At 65.9% G+C, this 16,152-nt stretch carries 14 protein-coding genes; all 14 read right to left on the reverse strand.

Features of this window, described 5'->3' with window-relative positions; translation table 11 throughout:
- Positions 1–6: 6 nt before the first annotated feature.
- On the reverse strand, positions 7–969 hold the full coding sequence (locus AB4099_RS01540) for a cell division protein FtsQ/DivIB (protein WP_113513765.1): 963 nt from the start codon (positions 967–969) through the stop codon (positions 7–9).
- Positions 936–1,850, reverse strand: a complete 915-nt coding sequence (locus AB4099_RS01545; RefSeq protein ID WP_113513767.1) for a D-alanine--D-alanine ligase — start codon at positions 1,848–1,850, stop codon at positions 936–938. Before AB4099_RS01545 ends, AB4099_RS01540 begins: the two co-directional genes overlap by 34 nt.
- 378 nt (positions 1,851–2,228) lie before the next feature.
- Positions 2,229–3,155: a UDP-N-acetylmuramate dehydrogenase gene (murB, locus tag AB4099_RS01550; RefSeq protein ID WP_441476789.1), complete on the reverse strand. Its 927-nt coding sequence runs from the start codon at positions 3,153–3,155 to the stop codon at positions 2,229–2,231.
- A complete protein-coding gene (gene murC / locus AB4099_RS01555; RefSeq protein ID WP_113513771.1) occupies positions 3,152–4,564 on the reverse strand; it encodes a UDP-N-acetylmuramate--L-alanine ligase in 1,413 nt (470 codons plus the stop codon). Before murC ends, murB begins: the two co-directional genes overlap by 4 nt.
- Positions 4,565–4,636: 72 nt before the next feature.
- The gene (gene murG / locus AB4099_RS01560; RefSeq protein ID WP_441476790.1) at positions 4,637–5,737 is read right to left on the reverse strand and encodes an undecaprenyldiphospho-muramoylpentapeptide beta-N-acetylglucosaminyltransferase; all 1,101 of its coding nucleotides are present in this window, start codon (positions 5,735–5,737) and stop codon (positions 4,637–4,639) included.
- A gap of 5 nt (positions 5,738–5,742) precedes the next feature.
- The gene (locus AB4099_RS01565) at positions 5,743–6,876 is read right to left on the reverse strand and encodes an FtsW/RodA/SpoVE family cell cycle protein (protein ID WP_113513777.1); all 1,134 of its coding nucleotides are present in this window, start codon (positions 6,874–6,876) and stop codon (positions 5,743–5,745) included.
- A gap of 109 nt (positions 6,877–6,985) precedes the next feature.
- Positions 6,986–8,407 (reverse strand): UDP-N-acetylmuramoyl-L-alanine--D-glutamate ligase, encoded by a 1,422-nt coding sequence (gene murD / locus AB4099_RS01570; RefSeq protein WP_441476791.1) that lies wholly within the window; start codon positions 8,405–8,407, stop codon positions 6,986–6,988.
- A 2-nt stretch (positions 8,408–8,409) separates the two neighbouring features.
- Positions 8,410–9,492, reverse strand: a complete 1,083-nt coding sequence (gene mraY, locus AB4099_RS01575; protein WP_069879816.1) for a phospho-N-acetylmuramoyl-pentapeptide-transferase — start codon at positions 9,490–9,492, stop codon at positions 8,410–8,412.
- 19 nt (positions 9,493–9,511) lie between these two features.
- A complete protein-coding gene (locus AB4099_RS01580) occupies positions 9,512–10,939 on the reverse strand; it encodes a UDP-N-acetylmuramoylalanyl-D-glutamyl-2,6-diaminopimelate--D-alanyl-D-alanine ligase (RefSeq protein WP_441476792.1) in 1,428 nt (475 codons plus the stop codon).
- Positions 10,936–12,393 (reverse strand): UDP-N-acetylmuramoyl-L-alanyl-D-glutamate--2,6-diaminopimelate ligase, encoded by a 1,458-nt coding sequence (locus AB4099_RS01585; protein ID WP_113513786.1) that lies wholly within the window; start codon positions 12,391–12,393, stop codon positions 10,936–10,938. The genes AB4099_RS01580 and AB4099_RS01585 overlap by 4 nt, the downstream gene beginning before the upstream one ends.
- 25 nt (positions 12,394–12,418) lie before the next feature.
- Positions 12,419–14,200 carry a peptidoglycan D,D-transpeptidase FtsI family protein gene (locus AB4099_RS01590; RefSeq protein WP_113513789.1) on the reverse strand — a complete coding sequence of 594 codons (1,782 nt, stop codon included), beginning with the start codon at positions 14,198–14,200 and terminating at the stop codon, positions 12,419–12,421.
- Positions 14,197–14,586, reverse strand: coding sequence for a cell division protein FtsL (ftsL, locus tag AB4099_RS01595; protein ID WP_113513791.1), 390 nt, complete (start codon positions 14,584–14,586; stop codon positions 14,197–14,199). Before ftsL ends, AB4099_RS01590 begins: the two co-directional genes overlap by 4 nt.
- Positions 14,583–15,629 (reverse strand): 16S rRNA (cytosine(1402)-N(4))-methyltransferase RsmH, encoded by a 1,047-nt coding sequence (gene rsmH, locus AB4099_RS01600; protein ID WP_441476793.1) that lies wholly within the window; start codon positions 15,627–15,629, stop codon positions 14,583–14,585. The genes ftsL and rsmH overlap by 4 nt, the downstream gene beginning before the upstream one ends.
- Complete coding sequence (locus AB4099_RS01605; protein ID WP_441476794.1) at positions 15,626–16,105, reverse strand: division/cell wall cluster transcriptional repressor MraZ; 480 nt, start codon at positions 16,103–16,105, stop codon at positions 15,626–15,628. The genes rsmH and AB4099_RS01605 overlap by 4 nt, the downstream gene beginning before the upstream one ends.
- Between the last annotated feature and the right edge of the window lie 47 nt (positions 16,106–16,152).

Here is a 16,152-nt window from a genome sequence, read left to right on the forward strand (position 1 = left end):
TGAAGTTCACGCCTCGCCTCCCTTCTTCTTGGTCTTGCTCTTGAGCTGCTCGGCGCGGGTCGCCGCCCCCTCTTCCGTCAACCGCATCACCACCCGGTCGGGCTGGCGCAGGTCGATGGCGAGCAGGTCCTTGTCCAGCAGTCTGAAATCCGATTCGAGGCCAGCAAGACGTTTCACGGCCTCCCCCGGCGCAATCTCCGGCAGGCGGATATCCATGCCGTTGTCGAGCTTGAGGTTCCAGCGCCGGCCGGCAATCAGGCTGGCCGCACGGATGCGCGGCGCCAACGGCCCGGCGTCCGCGAGCAGCGCGACATATTCACGGGCGCGGGTATTGGCGTCGGGCCCGACCACAAGCGGCAGATGCGCAAAGCGACCGTCATCCATCTTGTCGATGACGGTACCATCGGCGGCGATGAGGAAAAGGTCGCCCTTCACCTGCCAGAGGGCGAAGGGTTCGCGCTCCGTCAGCGTGATCGCGATCTCGCTGGGGTAGAGCTTGCGAACCGTTGCCTGGCGAATCAGCGGCGTCGCCTCGAGGCGACGGCGCGCCTCGTCGGCATCGAAGAAGGCGACCGAGGTCTTCGAATCGATTCCTGCAGCGATCAGGACCTCGATCTCGGACAGCTCCGAGATTCCAGAGATCGTCACCCTGTCGACGCCGAGCCCGACCAGGCGCGCCAGCATATGGCGCGGCTCGCCGTAGTTCTCCTGCATCGTTTCGACATGTCCGCCCTGCACGAAGCCTGTCCCGATACTCAATCCAAGAAACCCAAGAGCCAGCCAGGTCCCGATCCGCTGCGGCAGGCGCTGCCACAGCGGGAGAGCCACCGCGCTGCGCCGCGACGACCGGAACCAGCGGCGCGAACGCTCGCCGACCAGAAGTTGCGGCCCTGCGGCCGGCATCAATGAACGTCGGGCGGGCACCGCCGCCGCATTCATCGATCGAGGGAGGCGTCCTCCACCATCCATTTGACGAGCTCACCGAAGTTCAGGCCCGCGTGGGCAGCCAACTCGGGCACCAGGCTGGTTTCGGTCATCCCGGGCTGCGTATTGACCTCCAGCCAGACGAGAGTGTCGCTCTCGTCGTCGTAGCGGAAGTCAGAACGGCTGACGCCCCGGCACCCGATTGCTTGATGCGCCGTTAACGCACACTCTTCGATCTGCTGGTAAATTTTTGGTAAAATTTGAGCCGGGCAGATGTGGATCGAACCACCTTTCGTGTATTTCGCATCGTAGTCGTAGAACTCGCCGGTCGCCGCCCGGATCTCGGTCACGCCGAGGGATTTGTCGCCCATGATCGCGCAGGTCAGCTCCCGTCCGGCGACGAAGCTCTCGGCCAGCAACATGTCTCCGCAGGGCCAGTCCTCCCGCGCCACTTCCTGCGGAGGGTGTTCGCGCCCCTTCTTCACGATGATGACCCCGACCGAGGACCCCTCATTGACGGGTTTGAGCACATAAGGCGGCGGCAAGGGGTGTGTCTTGGCGGCTTCGAAGCGCGACAGCGTAACTCCGCGCGCGACCGGAACCCCGGCAGCCGCAACGACCGTCTTCGCCCTGTCCTTGCGCAGTGCAAGCGCCGAGGCGAGCACCCCGGAATGGGTGTAGGGAATTCGCAGAATCTCGAGCAGGCCCTGGATCGTGCCGTCTTCGCCAAAGCGGCCATGAAGCGCGTTGAAGGCGACGTCCGGGCGCAGCCGGTCCAGCACATCGGCGATATCGTGCTGCACATCGATTCGGGTCACACGGTACCCGACGCTCTCCAAGGCCCTCGCACAGCCGTCGCCGGTATTGAGGCTGACCTCCCGCTCGACGGACCATCCGCCCATCAGGACTGCGACGTGTTTGGTCATTGAATCGCTAACTCCGCTTCACCGAGACCCTCGTGGGAGCATGGTTAACGACGCGTTAACGCAGCGGTGGAGAGGCGCTCGAAACATCGCCTCCCACGACACATCCTGCAGGCCATCCAAGGAAGGCGGCTTGCGTTACGCACTCCGCCCGATCGCAACCCGGACAGCTGCTGTGACGGGCGACGGGCGCAGTCCTGGTCGAGCGCCGGCACGTCGACCTGCCATCGGCCATGCCAGCATGCGGGTGGTCGCGCTGAAGGCTGATGTCGGGCCGCCGCATCCTGGCTGCGGGGACTGTGGCTGAGCCAGGTCCGCTTCCCTGGCCACGGCATGATCGCGACCGCGCCAGGCGTTGGGGCAATTCGGCTGCGGAACGGCCTACGCCGCGACGCCGAGCCGCTTGATCTCCCAGTGCAGGTCGAAGCCCGAATTCTCCTTGACCCGGCGGCGAACCTCCTCGCCCAGTCCTTCGATGTCGGCGGCCGTCGCGCCGCCGGCATTGATCAGGAAGTTGCAATGCATCTCTGAGACCTGGGCGCCACCGACCCGCATGCCACGGCAACCGGCAGCGTCGATCAATTGCCAGGCCTTGCCGCCGGGCGGGTTCTTGAAGGTCGAGCCACCCGTGCGCTCCTTGATCGGCTGTGCGGCCTCGCGAGCTGCCGTCACGCGGTCCATCTCCGCAAAGATCGCAGCCTGATCGCCGGGCCGCCCCTGGAACAGGGCCGACGTGAAGACGATGTCCCTCGTCGCTGCCGCGCTGTTGCGGTAGGTAAGGCCCATCTCCGCATGGGAGAGCGTGACGATCTCGCCCTTGCGGGTCACGCCACGTGCAGAGACCAGCACATCGGTGGTCTCGCCGCCGTGAGCACCGGCATTCATTCGCAGCGCGCCGCCGATGCAACCGGGGATGCCACGATAAAAGGCGAGCCCATCGAGCGAGGCATCGGCTGCTGCCCGCGCCACCTTGACGTCCGGCACGGCCGTGCCACTGCGCAACCGGTTGCCGTCTTCGAGCGAGATCTCGCCGAACGCCTTGCCGCCGAGCCGAATGACGACGCCGGGAATGCCGCCGTCGCGCACGATCAGGTTCGAGCCCAACCCCACGACCGTGACAGGCAGTTCGGCCGGGAGCCTGGACAACAGATAGGCCAGGTCCTGCTCGTCGGCCGGTGTGAACAGCACCTGCGCCGGGCCACCGACACGGAACCAGGTTAGTCCTACCATTTCCTGGTTGGCCAGGAGCCGGCCGCGCAATTCGGGCGCGGCTGCGCGAAGATCGGGGGTGATATCGGGGAAGCTCACTGCTTGCCACCCAGCCCGGCGAGTTCGCCCGGCAGCGCGTAGGCCCATTGCGTGATGTTGCCGGCGCCCAGCAGCACGACATAATCGCCCGGCCCCGCGAACTCCGCCACCATGCCCGCGAGCTTGTCGGGGGCCTCCAGGGCCAGCGCATGGCGATGGCCGCGCGCCTTGATGCCCGAGACGAGGCTGTCCCGGTCGGCACCAGGAATCGGCGCCTCTCCCGCAGCATAGGTGTCGGCGACGATCACCGTGTCGGCATCGTTGAAGCAGGCCGCAAAATCGTCGAACAGGCTGGAAAGCCGCGTATAGCGATGCGGCTGCACCACGGCGATGACCTTGCTCCTGGTCGAGGCGCGCGCCGCCTTGAGCACCGCCGCGATCTCCACGGGGTGATGGCCGTAATCGTCGAAGATCAGCGCGCCGTTCCACTCGCCGGTCTTGGTGAAGCGGCGCTTGACGCCGCCGAAGCCGGCCAGCGCTTCGCGGATTTTCTCGACGGGAATGCCAAGGTCATAAGCGACTGCGATCGCAGCCGTGGCGTTGAGCGCATTGTGATGGCCGGGCATCGGCATCACGAGATCGCGCACGACCTCGTCGCGTCCACGCTTGCGGTCGCGGATCAGAAGCGTGAACCGGGCCTGTCCGCCGGCGAGGTCGATATCGATCAACCGGAAATCCGCCTGCGGGTTCTCGCCATAGGTGACAACGCGCCGATCCTCGATCTGCCCGACAAGGCCCTGCACGGTGGGATGATCGATGCACATCACCGCGAAACCATAGAAGGGCAGGTTCTCGACGAAGGAGCGGAAGGCCTCCTTGATCGCGTCGAAGGTCTTGAAGTGGTCGAGATGCTCGGGATCGATATTGGTGACAATCGCCACGTCGGCGGGGAGCTTCAGGAAGGTGCCGTCCGACTCGTCGGCCTCGACCACCATCCAGTCGCTCTCGCCCATGCGCGCATTGGTGCCATAGGCGTTGATGATGCCGCCATTGATCACCGTCGGGTCGAGTCCGCCCTTCTCAAGCAGCGTCGCGACCAGCGAGGTCGTGGTCGTCTTGCCATGCGTGCCGGCGATCGCGACGCAGGATTTCAGCCGCATCAGTTCGGCCAGCATTTCGGCGCGGCGCACCACCGGCAGGCGCTGCTCGCGCGCGGCTGTGAGTTCGGGGTTGTCGCGCTTGATCGCCGTGGAGACGACGACGACCTCAGCCCCCTCGATGTTCTCGGCGGCATGGCCGACGAAGGTCTTGATGCCCTTGTCGGCGAGCCGACGGACATTGGCATTGTCGGACGCGTCCGAACCCTGGACCTTGTAGCCGAGATTATGCAGCACCTCGGCGATACCGGACATGCCGATGCCGCCGATGCCGACGAAATGAATGGAGCCGAGCTTGGGCGGCAGCTTCATGGGTCAGGTGTCTCCTGCGGATTACGGCATGTCGCGAAAAGGTGGGAGCCAGCTTTCCGGTCGAGACATGCCTCAGAACGTGATCCCTGCGACCTGCAGAACCAGGCGGGCAAGCCGGTCGGCCGCATCGGGAATTCCCGCGCTCTTGGCGCTGTCGGCCATGGCAGTCAAGCGCGACGGCTCTGCGATCAGGGCCGAGAGCTCGCCCGCCAGGCGGCGCGGCGTGAATTCCGGCTGCAGGATGCGGATGGTGCCGCCCGCCCGCTCGAGCACTGCCGCGTTGGCGGCCTGGTCCTGATCCAGCGACCCCGGCAAGGGCACCAGCAGCGATGGCCGCCCGATCACGGTGAGCTCAGCGACGGTCGAGGCGCCCGCCCGGCCGATCACGAGATGCGCTGCCCCCATGCGCGTCGGCAGGTCCTTGAAGAAGGGCGCAATCTCGGCCGCGACGCCGAGTTCGGAATAGATCCGCCTGACGCGCTCGCCATCCTCCACGCGGGCCTGCTGCACGATATGGAGACGGCCACGTTCCGCCGGCGTCAGCAGCTGAATCGCCGGCGGCACGATATCGGCCATGATCCGGGCGCCCTGGCTGCCCCCGAAAACGAGCAGCCGCAACGGCCCCGTCGACGGGTCGGCATAGGGAGAGACGGCGGCAATGACCGCGGGGCGAACGGGATTGCCGACCTGCCTGCATTTTGCGGCGCGAGCGGCATCGAGGCCACCGACCTCGGCAAAGCCCGTCGCGATGATGTCGACCCGGCCGGACAGGAAGCGATTGGCGCGGCCGATGACGGCGTTCTGCTCATGCACCATCGTTTTCACGCCGGCGAATGAGGCCGCGAGCACGGGCGGAACGGTCGGATAACCGCCGAAGCCGACAACGACCGCAGGCTGCAATGTCTTGATGACGCGGCGTGCGACAAGGACGCCCTTTATCAGCTCGAGCGCCGCGCCCGCCATCTTGAGCGGCGAGCGACCGGACGGCGTCGCCGCCGGGACCGGGTGAACCGACTCGGCCGGGAAGCCACCGGCATACTCGACCGCGCGCGCGTCGGTGACGAGCGCGACACGCACGTCATGGCGCTGCAGCGCGTGGCTCAGCGCCTCGGCGGGAAAGAGGTGGCCGCCAGTGCCACCGGCGGCAAGAATGACGAGCGGACGCTGTGTCATCTCCGTCAACGCCCAAATTCACCAAAGCCCTCGGCGCGCGGGCGTTTGCGGGTCAGGGCCAGCAGGAAGCCTGTGCCGAGCGCCAGCGAGAGCAGCGAGGAGCCGCCATAGGAAATGAACGGCAAGGTCATGCCCTTGGCCGGCATCATGTGCAGGTTGACCATCATGTTGATCGCCGCCTGGATGCCGAACAGCAGCGCCAGCCCCGTCACCGCAAGACGAATGAAGGGATCCTCGGCCTTCTGGGCCACGAAGAGCGCGCGCAGCACGATCAGGGCGAACAACGCCACCAGCAGGATGCAGACGACGATACCGAACTCCTCCGCCGTGACCGCGAAAATGAAATCGGTATGCGCGTCGGGCAGGATGCGCTTCACGGTGCCCTCGCCCGGGCCTTTGCCGAGCCATCCGCCCTGAGCAAAGCTCTCGAGCGCAGTATCGACCTGGAAGGTGTCGCCCGAGCCCTTATCCATGAAGCGCTCGATGCGGGCGCGCACATGTGGAACGAGCTGATAGGCGATGAGCAGGCCGAACATGCCGGCGCCACCGAGACCCGCGACCCAGAACCAGTGCAGGCCCGCAACGAAGAACAGTCCGCCCCAGACGAGGCTGACCAGCACGGTCTGGCCGAAATCCGGCTGCAGGACAAGAGGTGTGATCGTCAGCGGCAACAGCGCGAAGGCCATCAGCGTACCTGGCAGATCCGGCCGGCGCATGCCCTCCGAAAAGGCCCAGGCTGCCAGCACGACGAATGCCGGCTTCAGGAATTCAGACGGCTGGACCGAGCCGAGCGGGCCGAGTGTCAGCCAGCGACGCGCGCCCTTCACCTCGACGCCGAAATACAGCGTCCCCACCACCATCGCGAGCGCGACCACATAGATCAGCAGCGCCGAGCGCCGGACCTGCCGGGGCGTCAGGAAGGAGGCCGCAAGGAAGATGGCAAAGGCGGCCAGCAGGTAGAACACCTGCCGGTTGACGAAGTGGAAGGTCGAAAGGCCGAGACGCTCGGCCACCGGCGGGCCGCCCGCCATCAACAGCACGACACCGGAGACCATCAGCGTCACCAGGGTCGACAGGATGATGCGGTCGATCGACCACCACCAGCGACCGCTGAGACTGGGTTCCGCGCGTGAGACCATGCTCTGGCTCCATCAACCAGACGGGCGAAATTCAGCCGCCCGTTTCAGCGAATCACATTGGCAACGATTGGTTAACCGATTGATTCCGACCTGATGCGAACGCCCCTTTTCAACTTGCCTTGAAGCCAGGAAGTGCCTTCACGAGCCCGCGGAACGCATCGCCCCGCACCTCGAAATTCGGGTACTGATCGTAGGACGCGCAGGCCGGCGAGAGCAGCACGGCAATCTCGGCATCCCCCGGATGCGCCGCCGCGTCGCTGGCGGCTGCGGCGACAGCAGCGTCGAGCGTTCCGCTGCGGAGATAATCCACTCGGCCATCGTCATCGAAGGTCATGGCGAAGGCTTCCGTCGCCGCGCCGATCAGATAGGCCCTCGCGATGTTCGGGAAGTAGCGCCTCAGGCTCTCGATGCCGCCCTCCTTGGCCTTGCCGCCGAGTATCCAGAAGATGTCGCGAAACGAGGTCAGCGCCTTCTCGGTGGAATCCGCATTGGTCGCCTTGGAATCGTTGATGAAGACGACGCGGCCGACCCGGCCGAGCTCCTCCATGCGGTGCGCAAGGCCGGGATAGGTCCTGAAACCGGCAGCGATCTCCTCGGCGGTGAGGCCGATCGCCGCGCAGGCGGCAAAGGCAGCCGCCGCGTTCTGCGCATTGTGCGAGCCCCGCAGCGAGCCAATGCCGGCGAGATTGGCGACAACGCGCGGCTTGCCGTCCCGGACCTCGACGATGCGCGTGTCGAGCTTGCCGGCATTGGCCGTGACGCCGGCAAAGACGCCCTCGTCAAGCGGCTGCTCTCCGCTGATCCTCACCAGCGGGCGCCCGGAAGCGGCGCGCCGGCGCGCCATCTGCTTGGAGGCCTCGTCGTCGACGCCAACGATGGCAATGTCGGCGGCTTCGACCATGCGTTCCTTGATCGCGGCATAGGCCTCCAGCGTGCCATGCCGATCGAGATGGTCCGGCGTCAGGTTCATCTGGATTCCGACCCTTGGCGCCAGCGACGGAGTCAGGTCGATCTGGAAGGTCGAGCACTCGATGACATGGACACGCCCCGCGGCCGGCGGCTCGAGGGCGAGAACCGCAGTGCCGATATTGCCGCCCATCTGCACGTCCCGGCCGGCCTGGCGCAGCACATGGCTGATCAGTGCAGTCGTGGTCGACTTGCCATTGGTGCCGGTAATGCAGATCACAGGCGCATCGGGGGCGATCGTCGCCCGCTCACGGAAGAAGAGTTCGATATCGCCGATGATCTCGACGCCAGCGCCTTGCGCCTTTCCGACCGTCCAATGCGGCTGCGGATGGGTCAGAGGCACGCCCGGCGAAAGGATGAAGCTCGCGAAATCCGCCCAGTCGGCGGTTGCCAGATCGACGATGCCGATGCCCTCGGCCGCCGCCTTGTCGCGGCTATCTGTCTTGTCGTCCCAGGCCGCGACATCGGCACCGCCCGCGATCAAGGCGCGCGCCGTAGCCAGCCCCGAGCCGCCAAGGCCGAACAACGCGACCTTGCGGCCAGAAAATACGGTCACCGGCGTCATGATCAGCGCAGCTTCAGCGTGGCGAGGCCGACCAGAGCCAGTACGACGGAAATGATCCAGAAGCGGATCACGACCTGCGGTTCGGTCCAGCCCAGTTTCTCGAAATGGTGATGGATCGGCGCCATCAGGAAGACGCGCTTGCCGGTACGCTTGAAGACGAAGACCTGGATGATGACCGAGAGCGCCTCGACCACGAAGAGGCCGCCGACGATCGCCAGCACGATCTCATGTTTGGTCGCAACCGCGATCACGCCAAGCAGGCCGCCGAGGCCGAGCGAGCCGGTATCGCCCATGAAGATCTGGGCCGGCGGCGCATTGAACCAGAGGAAGCCCAGGCCGGCGCCGATCACGGCGCCGCAGATCACGGCGAGCTCGCCGGCGCCCGGCACATGGTGGATCTGTAGATAATTGGCGAAGATCGCGTTGCCGGCGAGATAGGAGATGAAGCCGAATGTCGCAGCCGCGATCATCACCGGCACGATCGCGAGCCCGTCCAGTCCGTCGGTGAGGTTCACCGCATTGCCGGCTCCGACCACCACGAAGGCGGTCACGAAGGGAAAGAGCAGGCCGAGCGGAATGACCAGTTCCTTCAGGAACGGCATCGCAAAGCCGGACGAAATCGCCGGCGGACCGAGCCGCATGATGAAGTAGCAGGCGATGAGCGCGATCACGACCTCGATCGAAAGCCGTGCCTTGCCGGAAAAGCCCTTATGCGACTGCTTCGTGACCTTGAGATAGTCGTCATAGAAGCCGATTGCGCCATAGGCGGCGGTCACGGCAAGCACGATCCAGACATAGGAGTTGCGCAGATTGCCCCAGAGCAGCACCGCAGCGAACAGTCCCGACAGGATCATCAGGCCGCCCATGGTCGGCGTGCCGCGCTTGGCAAGATGCGTCTCCGGACCGTCGGTCCGGATCGGCTGGCCCTTGCCCTGCTTGATCCGCAGCCAGGAAATCGCGGCAGGCCCGAAGAAGAAGACAAAAAGCAGCGCCGTCGCGGTCGCGCCGCCGGCGCGGAACGTGATGTAGCGGAACACGTTCAGAATCGGGAAGGCCCCGGCGAAATCGGCAAGCCAGACGAGCATCGGCTGTGTTCCTCTTGTCTCAGTCGTCGGCAGGCACGGCAGGGAACCGGGCGGCGATGGCCTTGACGACCAAGCCCATATGGGAGCCGAGCGACCCCTTGACGGTGACGACGTCCCCGGCCCGGATCGCGTCCAGGACAAGCGGCGCAAGCTCGCTCGACTGCGCGGCATAAGCACCGCGCATGCCCGATGGCAAGATGTCGTAAAGTCCGCGCATCAGCGGCCCACAGGCAAAGACCCGGTCGATCGCGTTTCCGGTGATGGGCTCCGCGAGCCCCGCGTGCAGCTCGGGAGCGCTCGGGCCCAGTTCCCGCATGTCGCCCAACACCGCGACGCGGCGGCCTCGTCCCGTCACCGGAATGCGACCCAGGTTCTCGATGGCAGCCCGGACCGAAGCCGGGTTGCCGTTATAGCTCTCGTCGATCAGCGTGAATGGGCCCGATGGCGTGTTCAGCATCTGGCGAGCGCCACGACCAGCAGGCGGCGTAAGGTCGCCGAGTGCGAGCACCGCCAGTGCCAAATCAGCGCCGACAGCCTCGACCGCAGCGAGAACCGCGAGCGAATTCAGCACGATATGCTTGCCCGGGCTGCCGATCCGGTAAGTCACGGGCTTGCCCAGCACCACCGCGTCGACCGTCGAGACATCCGGCTTGAGCGAGCAGGACAGGAGCCTGACATCGGCATCGGTACTCTCGCCGAAGCTGATGATCCGCCCTGCGGGGCTCTCCTCGGCCAGGCGCCTCAGCAGCGCGGCCTGAGCGATGTCGGCATTGACGATAGCGGTGCCGCCCGGCTTCAGCCCTGTGAAGATCGCAGCCTTTTCCTCCGCAATCCCCTCGACCGACTCGAAGGCGGCGAGATGGACGGGCTGGACCGTCGTGACGATCGCGACGTCCGGCGAAACCATCCTGGCGAGAGGCAGGATCTCGCCCGGATTGCTCATGCCGATCTCATAGACGCCATAGCGCACCGAAGCCGGCGTGCGGGTCAGCGTCAGCGGCACACCCCAGTGATTATTGTAGGAGGCGACCGGAGCATGGGTCTCGCCCTGACGGGACAGGACAAGTCTCAACGCCTCCTTGGTGCCGGTCTTGCCAACCGAGCCGGTCACCGCGATGACCGCGGCCGTGAGCTCGGCCCGGCGAGCCATGCCGGCCAATTCCATCGCATGCAGCACGTCGGACACAACGGCGTAGGGCCCCGATCCGGCAAAGCCCGCAGCATGGGCTTCATCGATGACGGCAAGCGCCGCACCCTTTGCCAGCGCCGCCTCGACGAATTCGTGACCGTCGCGTTCACCACCCTTGATCGCGAAGAAGACATCGCCGGGCTGAAGCGTCCGGGTATCGATCGAAGCACCGGTCACGGCTGCCGGCATCTCGCCGCGCAGCCTGGCCCCCATGGCGCCGATCAGACGCTCTCCCGACCACAAAGGCACGCCGCTCATGCTTCGATCTCCGCGATGGCCGTCCGCACCACGTCGTGATCGGAGAAAGGCAGGGTCCGATCGCCTATGATCTGGCCGGTTTCATGGCCTTTTCCCGCCACCACGAGGAGATCCCCAGGCACGATCAGGCCAACGGCGGTACGAATGGCCTCGGCCCTGTCGCCGATCTCGCGCAGCCCCGGGGCAGCCGCGAGGATCTCGGCGCGGATTGCGGCGGGATTCTCGCTGCGTGGGTTGTCGTCGGTGACGATCGCGATATCGGAGCACTCGGCCGCGATGCGTCCCATGATCGGACGCTTGCCGCGATCACGATCGCCGCCGCAGCCGAAGACGCAGATCAGCCGACCGGGCGCATAGGGCCGCAAGGTCGCGAGCACTGCCGCCAGCGCATCCGGCTTATGGGCATAGTCGACGACGACGAGACCGCCGTTGATTTCGCCGACACGCTCGAGCCGGCCGGCCACGCCACGCAGCCCCGCGATCGCCTGCAGTGAAGCAGCTTCGTCTTCGCCGGTTGCGATAGCAAGGCCAGCGGCAACCAGTGCATTGCCGGCCATGAAGTCGCCGACCAGGGGCAGAACGACCTCGAGCTCCCGCTGCTTCACCCGAATCCTAAGCCGTTGCACAAAGCCTTCGCGCACCGCGCCGAGCAGGGTCAGCGTTTCACCAGCCTTGCCGATGCCGATGATCGGATGCCCCTTGGCGACGGCAGCCTGGGCGGCCTCGCTGGCGTAAGGCTCGTCGCGATTGATCACCACAGGCGCTCCGTCCGGCAGCAGCTCCCAGAGCCTGAGCTTGGCTGCGAGATAGTCCGCCACGCTCGGATGATAATCGAGATGGTCGTGCCCGAGATTGAGGAAGGCGCCAGCCTTCAATCTCACTCCGTCCAGGCGGCGCTGATCGAGGCCATGGGAAGACGCTTCCATTGCGAGATGGCTGATGCCCTCCTCCGCGAGCCTGTCGAGCGAGGCGTGCAGCGAAATCGGGTCCGGCGTGGTCAGCGAGCCGTAATCAGCTCCGCGCGACGTCACGACGCCAATTGTGCCGAGGCTGGCCGCCTCATGGCCCAATGCCGAGAAGATCTGTCGGGTGAAATCAGCAACCGAGGATTTGCCGCTGGTCCCGGTCACGGCCACGATCGTATCGGGCTGGCGCGGATGCACCCGCGCAGCCGCAAGCGCCAGGGCCCGGCGCGGGTCGTCGACACGCGCGAAGGGCACCGACGGGTCGAGCTCTGCGGGACGCGCATGATCCGTGACGATGGCGGCAGCGCCGCGCGCAACGGCATCTGCAATGAAGCGCGCGCCGTCTGTCCTGGCGCCGGCATAGGCGACGAAGACGTCCTCCTGCTTAACCTTGCGGCTGTCCATCGCGACCCCACCGACACGGCGGGACGCATCTTCGGCGAATGCCCCGGGGAAGAGTTCACCGAGACTGAATTCGCTGCTGCCCATGATCTCGCCTGTCAGTTTCGTTGCTTCAGCGCGTTCCCCAGGCGCCGAGCTTCGCCATCAGCGGGAACGGGGCGACCGGCGGTTCGAAACGCGGCGGCAAGCCGAGGATCGGCGCGGCGCGTTCGATGACCTTGCCGGTCGTGATACCGGCATTCCAGGCGGCGGTCGAATAGCCACCGCTCTCGGCATAGCCCTTGGGCTCGTCATAGATCGAGAGGAAGAGATAGCGCGGCTTGTCTGCCGGCACGATCGCCATGAAGGTCGTGAAGTTGCGGTTCTTGGCGTAGCGCCCACCGATGACCTTTTCAGCCGTGCCGGTCTTGCCGCCGACGAAATAGCCCGGGACGTCCGCCTTGCGGGCGGAGCCACGCTCGCCATTGATGCGCATGATGTAGCGCATCGCCTCCGAGGTTTCCGGCTTGATGACGCGAACCCCGAGGCGCTTGGCGTCTTCCTCCGAGCGCTTGATGAACGTCGGAGTGATCAGGTTGCCGCCATTTACCAGCGCCCCGACAGCAGCCAGGGCCTGGATCGGCGCAACCGCGAGGCCGTGACCGAAGGCGATGGTCGCGGTGTTGAGCTCGCCCCAGCGCGGCGGGATGAGCGGCTCGGCGCTCTCGGGCAATTCGGTCCGCATGCGATCGAGCTGGGCCATCTTGCGCAGGAAGGCCTTGTGGCCCTCGACACCGACGGACAGCGCCATCTTGACCGAGCCCATGTTCGACGAATGTACGAACACTTCCGGCACAGTCAGCGTCCGGCCCGTGCCATGGTACTCGCGAATGACATGGCGGCCGAAACGCATCATGCCGCCTGCGGTCGAATAGGTGGAGTTGATGTTTGCCTTGCCGGAGTCCAGCGCCATCGCAACCGTCAGCGCCTTGAAGGTCGAGCCCATCTCGTAGACGCCGACATTGATCCGGTTGATGCGGTCCTTCTCCTGTGCATCGACCGGGTTGCTCGGATCATAATCGGGCAGGGATACCGAGGCGATCATCTCGCCTGTCGTCACATCCATGATCGCACCGGCTGCCGCTATGGCCCGGTACTTCTCCATGCCCTTGACCAGCTCGTCACGCAGCAGGTGCTGCACCCGCAGGTCGATCGACAGGGCCACGGGCTTGAGATCCGACGCCTGGGTCGCGAGACCGGCGCCGTTCAGATCCTGCAGCCCCTGCGAGTCGATATATTTCTCCATGCCGGCAATGCCGACATTGTCGACATTGGCAAAGCCGAGCACATGCGCCGCCGCCGGCCCATTTGGGTAGACGCGTTTGTTCTCGGGCACGAAGCCGACGCCGGGAATGCCGAGGCGATGAACCTCGGCCTGCTGGCGCGGCGTGATCTCGCGCTTGACCCAGATGAAGCCGCGCTTGGTGCCAAGCCGGTCGCGCAGATCCTTCGCATCGAGATCAGGCAGGACGGCGGTCAGCAGCTCGGTCGCCTCGTCCTTGTCGAGGATCTTGCGCGGCTCGGCGAAGACCGAGACGGTCCTGATGTCAGTCGCGAGAACGGTTCCGTTGCGGTCGACGATATCGGGCCGTGCGGCCGAGATCGCATTGGAGGTCGCGCGACGCAGACCGACCTGCTCGTTTGGCAAGGTGGCGAGCATCACCAGACGGCCGGTAATGGCCAGGAACAGGGCGGAGAAGCCCAGGATCACGAGACCGACGCGCGGCTGGCTCTTCTCGCCGCTCATCCGGAAGACATCGCGCAGGAAATGCAGCCGCCCGCGCGGCACCGGCTGCCCTTCCTCGATATCGTCCGGACGCTGGTGGTCGGTCGCAGAGAGCTTCGGCTCGGTCATGGGCGGGCTCCCGGCGTGGTGACGCCACTCGTCTTGCGATCCCTCGGTGTTTCGGTCGGCAGACCGAGGCCGAGATCCTCAAGCTTCCGGCCAATGGAATCCACCTTCGGACCGCGGTTCGGGATATCCGAGGCGCGCACGACCTGCGTCACCGAGAATGGCTGGAGGTCGAGATGGCGCTCGCTCAGTGTCTGCAACCGATCGGGCCGGTTCAGGAACTGCCATTCCGCCTTGAGCACGGCGATCGCATCGCGCTCGCGCTGCGCCTTGGCCTTGAGCTTTTGCAACTGCTCGGATTCGAGCGTCGTCTCGTATTTGATCGTGTAGGCATAGAGCGCCGAGGAGACCAGAGCGCAGATCGCAACCACATGCAGGAGCTTGATCATCCCTGGGATCTCCGGCGAGGCTGCGGTGACGGCACGCCTGCAAGCGCAGTGAGCTCGGGTTCCGGCGCGCGCGCCGGCGCAGCAGTGCGCTGCGCTGCACGCAACTTGGCGGAACGAGCCCGCGGGTTGCTCCGCATCTCCTCCTCGGAAGGCGCGACGGCTCCCCTGGTCACCAGCGAGAAGGTCGCGACAGGCGCTGTCGTGGCCGGCGCATGGCGCGAAGCCGCCGGTGCGCGCCCGGAGCGGGTCGCCAGGAACTGCTTGACGATGCGGTCCTCGAGCGAATGAAAGGTCACGACGGCCAGGCGCCCGCCCTCGCCCAGTGCCTCTTCGGCAGCGTGCAGGGCCCGCACCAATTCGCCGAGCTCGTCATTGACCGCGATGCGCAAGGCCTGGAACACGCGCGTCGCCGGATGCGCACCGCCGGGCTCAGCCCAGACGATGCTGGCCACGAGTTCGGCCAGCTGCTTCGTCGTCGTCAGCGGCGCCTTGCGCCGAGCCTCGACGATCGCGCGTGCGACGCCTCGCGAGCGACGCTCCTCGCCATAGTGATAGAAAATATTGGCGAGCAGTCCCTCTTCCGCCTCGTTGACGAGGTCGGCGGCGCTCTGCCCATCCGGGCCCATGCGCATGTCGAGCGGGCCGTCGAAGCGAAAGGAGAAGCCGCGCTCCGCCTCGTCGATCTGCATCGAGGAGACGCCGATATCGAGCACGACACCGTCCAGCGGCATCATCTTGAACAGCCGCGCTTCCTTGGCGAGATCTCCAAAACAGGCCTGCGACAAGGTCAGCCGACCGTTCATTTCGGCCACCAGCCCTGCCCCGCCGGTGATTGCCGTCGGGTCGCGGTCGAGCGCGAGCAAGGTCGCCTCCGGCTCCCGCGCCAGCAACTCGCGAGAATAGCCGCCGGCCCCGAAGGTGCCGTCGAGATAACGTCCACCCGGTTTGATCGCGAGTGCGTCGAGGGCTTCAGCCATGAGGACCGGAACATGTCGGGTCGATCCGCCAGCGGCCCCGTGATCCCGGCTGCCGTGCCCCGTCATGCGCCTGTCACTCCCGGTGTCATCGTCATATGCGAACCCAGCGTGCGCTTGACGTCGCGCAAGCGGCTGCGCGCCGCCTCCAGATGCGCCTGGAAGCGAGCCGGCTCCCAGATCTGAAACTTGTGGCCATGGCCCACGAAGGTCACCGCATCGGCGATGCCCGCATGCGCCCTCAGGGTCTCGCTGAGCATGATACGCCCTTCCGGATCGACCTTCAGCACCTCCGAGGTGCCGTTCAACGCTGTCGAGAGAGATTCCCACTCGTCCGAGAAGGGGGAAAAGCGGGAGAGAATGTCGTCGATGGTCGCCCGCAACGCGTGCCCGCCGGCATCGAGCGCTTCCAGATCGAGCGATGGATGGACGTAAAGCCCTTCGTAGCCGTCCTTCGCCAGCACGGCGCGAAAGCTCGCGGGGATCGAAACGCGCCCCTTGGCATCCAGCCGATTGGTGAAATTCGAGACGAAGCGGTCCGTCAATGCCGCCTCCCGGCTCGTTCCCCACCGGCGCGTAACAGCGCCTCGGC

Origin of the sequence: Allobosea sp. 2KB_26, assembly GCF_052115715.1 — a bacterium.
Classification (GTDB): Bacteria; Pseudomonadota; Alphaproteobacteria; order Rhizobiales; family Beijerinckiaceae; genus Allobosea.